Source organism: Kaarinaea lacus (assembly GCF_975902315.1).
The window spans coordinates 1-7,375 of the sequence record NZ_CDLKIE010000414.1; the positions used below are offsets into that span (position 1 = coordinate 1).

6 protein-coding genes are annotated in these 7,375 nt (G+C 45.0%); 1 reads left to right on the forward strand and 5 read right to left on the reverse strand.

Annotated elements, in window-relative coordinates; genetic code table 11:
- Nucleotides 1-232: 232 nt before the first annotated feature.
- The 3 genes from ACWVCM_RS13085 to ACWVCM_RS13095 all read right to left on the reverse strand — a co-directional run bounded on the left by ACWVCM_RS13085 (nt 233) and on the right by ACWVCM_RS13095 (nt 4,019).
- Nucleotides 233-1,339 carry a c-type cytochrome gene (locus ACWVCM_RS13085; protein ID WP_455202203.1) on the reverse strand — a complete coding sequence of 369 codons (1,107 nt, stop codon included), beginning with the start codon at nt 1,337-1,339 and terminating at the stop codon, nt 233-235.
- Between the two features lie 71 nt (nt 1,340-1,410).
- Complete coding sequence (locus ACWVCM_RS13090) at nt 1,411-3,372, reverse strand: cytochrome b/b6 domain-containing protein (RefSeq protein WP_455202204.1); 1,962 nt, start codon at nt 3,370-3,372, stop codon at nt 1,411-1,413.
- A gap of 338 nt (nt 3,373-3,710) precedes the next feature.
- On the reverse strand, nt 3,711-4,019 hold the full coding sequence (locus ACWVCM_RS13095; protein ID WP_455202205.1) for a c-type cytochrome: 309 nt from the start codon (nt 4,017-4,019) through the stop codon (nt 3,711-3,713).
- Nucleotides 4,020-4,573: 554 nt separating this feature from the next.
- Between ACWVCM_RS13095 and ACWVCM_RS13100 the strand changes: the two genes are divergently transcribed.
- Entirely contained in the window at nt 4,574-5,536 is a 963-nt protein-coding gene (locus tag ACWVCM_RS13100) for a hypothetical protein (protein ID WP_455202206.1), read from the forward strand.
- Between the two features lie 33 nt (nt 5,537-5,569).
- On the opposite strand, the gene ACWVCM_RS13105 is transcribed toward ACWVCM_RS13100, so the two are convergent.
- Entirely contained in the window at nt 5,570-6,859 is a 1,290-nt protein-coding gene (locus ACWVCM_RS13105; protein WP_455202207.1) for an FCSD flavin-binding domain-containing protein, read from the reverse strand.
- 13 nt (nt 6,860-6,872) lie between these two features.
- Nucleotides 6,873-7,187, reverse strand: a complete 315-nt coding sequence (locus ACWVCM_RS13110) for a c-type cytochrome (RefSeq protein ID WP_455202208.1) — start codon at nt 7,185-7,187, stop codon at nt 6,873-6,875.
- Between the last annotated feature and the right edge of the window lie 188 nt (nt 7,188-7,375).

The window sequence follows — 7,375 nt, forward strand, 5'->3', positions numbered from 1 at the left end:
CAGGTCAGGTGGGTGCAAGCTATGAGATGAAAGTCTATTCTGAGCAGACGAATTACTCGGCTGAAAATCCCATGGTCCGTGAATCGGGTACCGATGGTGAAATCTGGTCAGAGATAATTGTTCAGGGATAAGCGCCGTGAACGTTTATATAACCAGTAATCGAAAATTTTAACTTTCGATACACAAAAAAAGAGGCCGTTTACGGCCTCTTTTTTTATCTATTAAACGTCAGCTACTCAGCTGGCTGACTTGCATACCACGCCGCAATACTCTCAATCACCGCTTCACTGTATGGCAAGCTCATCTTATGCATGGGCGAACTACCGCGTTGGTTGTCGCGATAGGCTTGTAGTGCTTTCACCAGGTATCCTTTGTTCTGCCCACGGATTTTGGGGAAAATCATCATAGGATTTTCCATTCCAGGACCGTGGCAATGGTCACATTTTTCTGCCAGTTCCTTCATGGACATGGTTTTAGCTTCCGCGGGTTGAGCCTGTTGTACAGAATAGTACGCTGCGATGTTTTCAATACCTTCCGCACTGATGTTGGATAGAAAACTGTGCATATCTTCCTGCTTACGCCCACGTTTCTGGTAGGCCTTGACCGCACTGACCAGGTACTGCGGATCCTGAGATGCCAGGGTGGGAATCTTGGGATCGCTACTGATACCACTGGCACCGTGACATTTACCACAATTGGCACTTAATGGTTCACCGGCTGCAACATCGCCCACAGGGGGTGCCTCACGCTTGGCAGGTGTCTGTGACGCAAAGTACAAGGCCATCGCTTCAATATCCACCTGGTTAAGCGCAGCCAACATTGCCTGTTTTTCCTTATGGGACATTTCCCGCTTGCCATCCATGTAGTCTTTCACGGCTGAAATAAAATAGACGGGTTGCTGGCCGGCAAGATTGGGAATACCGGTAGTCGTACTATTACCATCTTCACCATGACAACTGGCACAAACTGCGGCTGCAGCCTTGCCTTTTTCGGCAATGTCCTGCATGGGTTTTTGATCACCGCTTATTGGCGGCAAGCTCGCGTAGAAAGCCGCAATATTATGCGTATCGGCTTCACTGAGCTTGCTTGCCATATCCTTAAGCGCAGCGTGTTCTCGCTTCCCTTCTTTATAAGCTTCTATTGCGGCCACCAGATACGGCTCCACTTGCGCCGCCAGGTTGGGAATATCATCATTGGCACCCTTGCCATCCAGGCTATGACAACCCACGCAACTTTTTTCGGCTATTTTCTTACCAGCTGCCGGATTTGCAGCCTGCTGCGCGGGCTCTTTTTTATCGGCACAACCCAATAACAAAGCCACCACAACAATACTCGTCATTAATGATCTCATAAACAACCTCAAAATAAGTTATTGTGATTATTTAACTACATTTTACTTCGCTGCTCAGCTTAACCATAGAGCACATTGCCCCAGAAGCCAAGTACCACCAGCGTTAGCAGAGCCAGCCCAACAAGAATCAAGGTAGCACCTAGAATCTTGGAGCCAGTAGTCATCGGTGCCGATGGTGCATCTACCAGATATTTTTCCAGCTCACCGGATTTCACCAGTCGTTCGTATTCCAGTTTATGCTCGTGCTTGTATTCTTCCAGCGGAATTCCGCCAGTGAACATGGCAATATCCTGCGGGAACTTGTCCGGACGGAAGTGACTGTTAAAGTAGTGTACCGTGAACAGGAATACTGCGGCCAGGAAAGCTTCCTCGCCATGTACGATAGTCGCGACATTAAATGCCCAGCCGGGTAACACTGAGGCCGTCACTCCCGGGAACCACATCATCAATCCACTGACGCCGACGATGGTCAAACCCCAGAACGGAGCCCAGTAGTCAAATTTTTCCCAGTAAGCCCACTTATCGAATACCGGGCGTGGACCTTTGCCAAAGAACCAGCGGAACATCGCAGCTGCGTCCCTGAAATCCTGCCAGTTCGGCAACAACGAACGAGGACCAAACCAGGTCCAGGTTTTGCAGTTGCGAATTATGCAGTAGGCGATGGCCACCAAGTGCGCAACAAACACTCCCATAAAGGTCATGGCGCCAATGCGGTGTAACGTCGCAGCCACTTCCGGCCCACCAATTATTTTCATAACTGTTGGCGCCCAGAAGCTATCCGCGTACATTACTGTCATACCGGTGAGTACCAGGAGCATAACACCCAGTGCCAGTAACAAATGCATTATGCGCCAGCCTATAGTAAACCGACGGAAGTGTTTACCTTTGTATTCTTCCGGTAATTTATCGGTATCCACGTGGGGGCGATTCTTACCTTCCTTACGATCCTTGTATTCTCTATAAAACCACAGTGCAGCATGGGTCCAGAAAAAGGTGAAAACGCCCGCCAATAAAGCAATCATGAATTTTGATGCAATCCACATGGCTGGATACTTCTCATAGTCGTGAGTATTTCCGTGTGGATGGAACGTAATAAATCCTTCAGTGGCGTCTTCATGACATTTCTGGCAGGTTTCCAGTCGATTCTGTGGGTGAACGGAAGACTGCAGGCTATCAACGCGTTTAATGGTATGTGATCCGTGGCAATCGAAACACTTGGCGGTATGCGCGTATCCCAGTTTGTTTACCTGGCCATGATAGGTCCACATGTAAGTTTTTAGTTCTTTAGTGTGGCAGTTCCCACAGTTTTGAGTGATCTTTACTTTTATATCCGGATTTTTTGGCGACTCAATGTCATGCATGGTTGTCATATGGCAGTCGATACAGACCGCGGCATTAAGATTGCCGTTTTGCGTGACCTCGTTGCCATGCACCGACGTTAAATAGGCCTCTTTCTGCGCCGTGTGGCAGGTACCGCACACATTGGGAATATCAAGTCTGCGCTCTACACGCTCCATGCTTTCTTTGGGAAAAATATAATGCGCATTGTGACAGTTGTAACAGGTGGCATTCGTACGGGACTGATCCTGCATATTGGGTCGCGCATGAATGGAACCCATATAGCTGTCAATTTGCTGAACGACCACCCCCAGTCGCTCGAATTCTGCTTCTTTGCCTTCCTGTTTTGCCTTGTCCCATAGATTGCGATGACACTGTACGCATCCTACTTTACGGTCAATATTCTTACGATGGGGGATTTGTTGAATATCCTGGTGACACTCAACACAGCCGCGTTGGGCATGCACGCTTTTATTGAAACCATCCTTGTTGACATGTAAATCTCGCATGGCGCCATCTACACCTGGCATGGAAAAACCATCCATACCATGACACCCCAAACAGGTGGAATTGTCCGGTTGCTTTGTCTCAGCTTCCTCAGCAAACACCACATTTGCCATGGCGATCTGCACAATGAGTACTAATACGAAGCGATTCAACCATACTAATGTTTGTCTATACATTGTTTTTCCCAACCTTATTGTTATTACCCGATGTCTTTCAATTTCGCTCAAGCTGCGCCTCGAGAACTACCTAGGGCAGCAGTCATAGCCTGTTTATTTCTGTACATATCATTCAATGGCGCCATTGCCGGGGAAACATTTTGCTGCTTGTCCCCAAAATTAAAAATTGCGTTGTATATATAAGATCTGATATGCGTGATCCGTCGCTGTCATGAAGAATAGCTGTATGTGTATGTATGTTAGTGTTCCCTGAATATACTTTCCCTGTTACCTCTTTTTTACTATTGGTTTAATGATCAGCAGGCCATTTATAAAGTGTGGCCTGCTGATTTAGCGCATCATTTGGCTGAATAGTACGCTGCCAAATCCTCGACATCCTGATCGCTAAGTTTTTTCGCAAACATTTGCATCATGGCATGGTTTCGTTCGCCCGATTTATATGCCTGCATTGCCTTTTTAAAGTTTCCAACACTCATACCAGCAATCTTTGTATTAGGCTCCGATCCCTGGCCGTCAACTCCATGGCAACTCGTACAGGCATTTGCCTTTTCCTTTCCGGCATTGGCATCTCCAGCTGCATATACAGCACCGGAAAGTACTAGCAGTGCTGCTGACGCAAATGCATACAGTGCTATTTTTCTGCTCATGCTTCACCCTCCCTTCAGGTGACTACTACTTTGGGTCCGACTAAACATCACAAAACAAGCACAGTGTGGCGTATAGATAGTTTTATCACATTGATATCAGTCAAATTCATTAATAAATACTAATATTCGGTGCGGTTTAGCAAGGGAAATTGTTTATGGTCAATTTAAAATCAGCAATAAATACATGGCTATATCAACGGATACATCGCCCAGATAACTACTGAGCCTGATTTGGTAGATTAAATAAAAATTTCGAGAGAATTTTTACTACTGGGTATTTCAGAATAAATGCTGGTTAAACCAGTTAGAACTATCAAAGCAGGATATATTCCTTTTGTTATGTAGGATATGTCCTCTATTAAAATCAAACAAAGTAATTTTTATGCAATTAGAAATTACTTGTATTTACCAAGCACTAGAATTCAGTGCCATCTTTCATTGCAGGCTGTAAAATCCATCTTCACCGCTTAGATTACTCGTTACACGCTGTTGACTTTTTAATCGAAATATACTGATACACAGGTACAAATAGCTGGCAAGCTATAATATCAAGTATGGGTAATTACATTTCAAATTCGCTGGTTAATTTGCTTGAGCTTTTCACGTCGCACACGCACAAACCAGGCGCACTGAAAGGTTCTGCTGACATTACGCAAATGGTGGAACATGTTGTTGACGTCGTCGATCCAAGAATTCGCGTAATTGGACGTTACGCACAAAAATTATCGCAGCCCCTCGCTCACACGTGGGACTATCTCACGGAAATTGCCAACCTGATACCCGGCGGAGTGACAATTAACAAAGCTAACTTTAGCAGTGACCCGCGCATGAAGTTGATCTTTGAAAACCAAAGTGAGATTCAGCGGCTGCTAAATACAGTCAACCCGCTTGTCGATCATCACGCCATCCAGAATAACCAGTCATCCGCAAATATTTTTATGTTGCTGTGCATGGAGAAACGAGAACATAATTTCCTGGGCACAGAACTGGAAGGCGACATATTAAAGCGAGATGTTATGCAAACTTCGGTCACTTTTAGCAATCGTAAATTTCTATCAGCAGGGCATAACGAGGAAGACGCCAAGCTAGGTTTTAAAAATTGCGCCCTCGATGGACTACTAAACAAAGCTCATAGCCTGATTTCTGAATCGCGTAACGAGCAAAAACAGCTGATTGCGCGAAAGAAACTTCTACACAAGCAACATAATCAGCTGGTTGGCGAGCATCCTGAATTACGAGATATTGAACGACAGCTGGCTGAAATACGTATTAAGCTTGAATCTCCCGATCATCATCTTTCACAAATACTGGAAGTTCTTCACAATCCAGAACATTACATAAAGATGGAAACTCAGTCGATGACGCTAAATAATCTTGGCATCAAGTTAGCAAATGATCGCGCGGAAAAGGGATTCAAAATTAATTATGCAGAAGTAGAAATTGAACAATCACTAAAACGGACCATTATGATCGTCAATTGTTCTGCCAGGGAAGTTAGTTCTTATAATGTGCATTGAGTAATTTGACAGCTTGCTTACGGCACTAACCAGCTATGCAAAAATATCGTGGGTTATATTCTTGAACCAGGAATAGGCATAAGCCACTTCCCTTTTGCGCATTTCATCACTGGCGTCTATTGGCGTTAATCCACCAGCGCCTTTTACTTTCTGAATTTTTCCCTCTGCACCCAACTTATACACCATCGCCACCGATATACCGTGATCAGGCGTAATAAGGCTATAGCAAGTATTAACCAGGGATGGTAACGGCTCCGGCTCACCGTTGAATTTGGCAATAATTGCAGCCGCGCACACTTTCGCTTGTGAGTTGGCGGCATAGCCGGACTTTGGCATGGGTGCGGCAATCGTTGCATCGCCAATCACATAAATGTCCTTATGTATCTTCGATTCAAAAGTTCGATGATTGATCGGGCACCAGCCGCTTTCATCTACCAGCTCTGTTTTAATGGCAATTTTTCCGGCTTTTTGTGGTGGGATAACATTTATCACATCCCCCTTATAAGGGGATGTCGTAATAGCCAACATTTTTTTGGCATCCACTCGTGTGACTTCACCGCCATCCGCCTCGCCAATCCATTCGATCATGCTATTGCTGGTATTATAGCCGTAATATTTTTCCCATCCCGAGGTAAACAGTTTCATTTTTGAAAACTTAGGCTTGGGGTCAAGGATGATAATTTTAGATTTGGGTTTATGGTTTTTAAAATACCAGGCGATCTGGCTGGCACGCTCATAAGGACCCGGTGGACAGCGAAATGGATTTTGGGGAGCCACCAGAATAAAGGTGCCGCCATTTTTCATTGTTTTCAGCTGGTCTCTCAATAACAGGGTTTGTGGACCAGCTTGATAGGCATGGGGTAACAGCTTGCTGACCGCTGGTGTGTAATTCTCAATTGCGTCCCAGTTAAAACTGATACCTGGCGATACAACACACGCATCATAGTTGAATTGTGTCCCGCTATTAATCGTGACCTGCCTGGCATCGGGATCAATCTTTGTCACAACATCATGGATAACGTTAATACCACGCTTTTTGAGTGCATCATAACTAAATTGAATTGTGTCTATGTTGCGATGGTTCCACAGTACTTCATTACTTAAAAAGCAAGTAGTATAGGTTTTTTTCGGTTCAATAATCGTAATATCAATATTGACATCCATTAAGCGAAGATATTTCGCTGCTGTCGCGCCCGCTATGCCGCCACCCACGATCACCACTCGCTTACTGGCACCAAAACTCAGCATAGGAAAGCCCATCGCAGAAACAACAACGGCACTGCTGCTCAGGGTTATAAATCTTCTGCGGCTAATTTTATACATATCTACATTTTATTTATTTCTGGCTGGCGTAGAATTGAATGAGTTGTTCCACACCTTGATTGCCTTGCTGTTTAATCAGCTTGTCCAGTTGTTGCTTTTTCTTAACGCCCATCGACCGATCGCCCGTTAAAAAATCAGATAATGTGAATCTTAAAAAAGGTGCCCATTGGCCGGCCAGGATGCCTGCATCATCTTCCGCATATCCACCGCCTTCCTCATGACATTTGTTGCAATATTTCTTATGCAGCTTTTTACCGCGTTTTGCCTGCCTGGCATCATAATCCTGGGTAAAACGAATAATTTTCTGTTTAGAAAAAAAGTCAGCCAACAATTGTCATGAGGAAGGCGGTGGATATGCGGAAGATGATGCAGGTATCCTGGCCGGCCAATGGGCACCTTTTATAAGATTTACATTATCTGATTTTTTAACGGGCGATCGGTCGATGGGCGTTAAGAAAAAGCAACAACTGGACAAGCTGATTAAACAGCAAGGCAATCAAGGCGTGGAACAACTCA

Excerpts from the sequence above, each read along its gene's own strand:
- ACWVCM_RS13085 (WP_455202203.1), bottom strand. The coding sequence starts at position 1,339 with ATGACGAGTATTGTTGTGGTGGCTTTGTTATTGGGTTGTGCCGATAAA.
- ACWVCM_RS13090 (WP_455202204.1), bottom strand. The coding sequence starts at position 3,372 with ATGTATAGACAAACATTAGTATGGTTGAATCGCTTCGTATTAGTACTC.
- ACWVCM_RS13095 (WP_455202205.1), bottom strand. The coding sequence starts at position 4,019 with ATGAGCAGAAAAATAGCACTGTATGCATTTGCGTCAGCAGCACTGCTA.
- ACWVCM_RS13100 (WP_455202206.1), top strand. The coding sequence starts at position 4,574 with ATGGGTAATTACATTTCAAATTCGCTGGTTAATTTGCTTGAGCTTTTC.
- ACWVCM_RS13105 (WP_455202207.1), bottom strand. The coding sequence starts at position 6,859 with ATGTATAAAATTAGCCGCAGAAGATTTATAACCCTGAGCAGCAGTGCC.